The sequence below is a fragment of the Tenacibaculum sp. 190524A05c genome, assembly GCF_964036595.1.
Taxonomy (GTDB): domain Bacteria; phylum Bacteroidota; class Bacteroidia; order Flavobacteriales; family Flavobacteriaceae; genus Polaribacter; species Polaribacter platacis.
The window spans coordinates 1732501-1735000 of sequence record NZ_OZ038523.1; the positions used below are offsets into that span (position 1 = coordinate 1732501).

Below are 2500 nucleotides of genomic sequence, written 5' to 3' on the forward strand. Positions count from 1 at the left end.
GTTCGCTCGCCACTACTAACGGAATCACTATTGTTTTCTCTTCCTCCGGTTACTTAGATGTTTCAGTTCACCGGGTTTGCTCCTTTCGGTACTATACCTTCAGTATAGTGGGTTGCCCCATTCGGAAATTTACGGATCATAATGTATGTGCCACTCCCCGTAACTTATCGCAGCTTATCGCGTCCTTCATCGCCTCTGAAAGCCTAGGCATCCGCCATACGCCCTTATTTAGCTTATTGTACTTTTTGCTTTGACTTGCGTCAAAACGAGCTCTTTATAATTCTTTATAAAAATATTTTGTTAGATTTAATCTAACTCTCTATCTTGATTCTTTACGATATCATTTTACCAATATGTCAATGAACTTGTCATGAGCCATGACAGGCAATAAACCTATCTAACTCTTTGTGGAGAATACCGGAGTCGAACCGGTGACCTCTTGCGTGCAAGGCAAGCGCTCTAGCCAGCTGAGCTAATCCCCCATAATCTAGTATGAGATTTAGCCTGAGTTATGAGTAATAACTCCTCTTCACTCAACTTCTAGAATTTCCTAATCTTTAAATAGTAGTCTTGGGCAGGCTCGAACTGCCGACCTCTACATTATCAGTGTAGCGCTCTAACCAGCTGAGCTACAAGACTATTTAAGATCTTAGTCTCTTTTATAAAATTAACAGCAGAGTAAAATAACCACTTTTGTAACTCACCATCTTTCTCTAGAAAGGAGGTGTTCCAGCCGCACCTTCCGGTACGGCTACCTTGTTACGACTTAGCCCTAGTTACCAGTTTTACCCTAGGCAGCTCCTTGCGGTCACCGACTTCAGGCACCCCCAGCTTCCATGGCTTGACGGGCGGTGTGTACAAGGCCCGGGAACGTATTCACCGGATCATGGCTGATATCCGATTACTAGCGATTCCAGCTTCACGGAGTCGAGTTGCAGACTCCGATCCGAACTGTGATATGGTTTGTAGATTCGCTCCAACTCGCGTTGTGGCTGCTCATTGTCCATACCATTGTAGCACGTGTGTAGCCCAGGACGTAAGGGCCGTGATGATTTGACGTCATCCCCACCTTCCTCACGGTTTGCACCGGCAGTCTCGCTAGAGTCCCCAACTTTACTTGCTGGCAACTAACGATAAGGGTTGCGCTCGTTATAGGACTTAACCTGACACCTCACGGCACGAGCTGACGACAACCATGCAGCACCTTGTAAAGTGTCCGAAGAAAAATCTATCTCTAGACCTGTCACTCTACATTTAAGCCCTGGTAAGGTTCCTCGCGTATCATCGAATTAAACCACATGCTCCACCGCTTGTGCGGGCCCCGTCAATTCCTTTGAGTTTCAATCTTGCGACCGTACTCCCCAGGTGGGACACTTATTACTTTCGCTTAGTCACTGAATAATTCCAACAACTAGTGTCCATCGTTTACGGCGTGGACTACCAGGGTATCTAATCCTGTTCGCTCCCCACGCTTTCGTCCATGAGCGTCAGTATATACGTAGTAGGCTGCCTTCGCAATCGGTATTCTAAGTAATATCTATGCATTTCACCGCTACACTACTTATTCTACCTACTTCCGTATAACTCAAGTCAACCAGTATCAAAGGCAGTTCCATAGTTAAGCTATGGGATTTCACCTCTGACTTAATTGACCGCCTGCGGACCCTTTAAACCCAATGATTCCGGATAACGCTTGCACCCTCCGTATTACCGCGGCTGCTGGCACGGAGTTAGCCGGTGCTTATTCTTACAGTACCGTCAAGGACCTACACGTAGGTCTGTTTCTTCCTGTATAAAAGCAGTTTACAACCCATAGGGCAGTCTTCCTGCACGCGGCATGGCTGGTTCAGAGTTGCCTCCATTGACCAATATTCCTCACTGCTGCCTCCCGTAGGAGTCTGGTCCGTGTCTCAGTACCAGTGTGGGGGATAATCCTCTCAGACCCCCTACCTATCGTAGCCATGGTAAGCCGTTACCTTACCATCTAGCTAATAGGACGCATAGTCATCTTGTACCGATAAATCTTTAGTAAGATAGTGATGCCACTTCCCTACATTATGGAGTATTAATCTTCATTTCTAAAGGCTATCCTCCTGTACAAGGCAGATTCTATACGCGTTACGCACCCGTTCGCCGGTCGTCAGCAAAGAAGCAAGCTTCCTCCTGTTACCCCTCGACTTGCATGTGTTAAGCCTGCCGCTAGCGTTCATCCTGAGCCAGGATCAAACTCTTCATTGTAAAATCTTTAATAATTTTAATGAATAAGTTTCAAAAGAATTTAACTTCGTAGAAGTTATGTGTTATTCTACTCTTTAATTACGCTGTCAATTTCAATATTATCAATGAACTTCGCTAACCTTAATATTTAGTCTATTTCAACCAAAACCTCAATTAACTTAATCTTTGTAAAGACATCAGAATCGAACTGATTAACTTATTTGTTATTCCAAAATCTCTGTGATCGTTTACTTCATTTCTGAAAGCGGATGCAAATTTAGAA

General features: G+C 44.7%; 2 tRNA genes and 2 rRNA genes (1 of these 4 cut by a window edge). All 4 read right to left on the reverse strand.

Annotated features, from left to right (window positions below):
- Nucleotides 1-239 (reverse strand): 23S ribosomal RNA (locus ABNT61_RS07440) (it extends 2549 nt beyond the left edge of the window).
- Nucleotides 240-408: 169 nt separating this feature from the next.
- Nucleotides 409-482, reverse strand: a tRNA-Ala gene (locus ABNT61_RS07445).
- An 83-nt stretch (nt 483-565) separates the two neighbouring features.
- Nucleotides 566-639: transfer RNA gene (locus tag ABNT61_RS07450), tRNA-Ile, on the reverse strand.
- Nucleotides 640-717: 78 nt separating this feature from the next.
- Nucleotides 718-2238: ribosomal RNA gene (locus ABNT61_RS07455) — 16S ribosomal RNA — on the reverse strand.
- Together the 16S and 23S rRNA genes with 2 tRNA genes alongside form the textbook arrangement of a ribosomal RNA operon.
- Between the last annotated feature and the right edge of the window lie 262 nt (nt 2239-2500).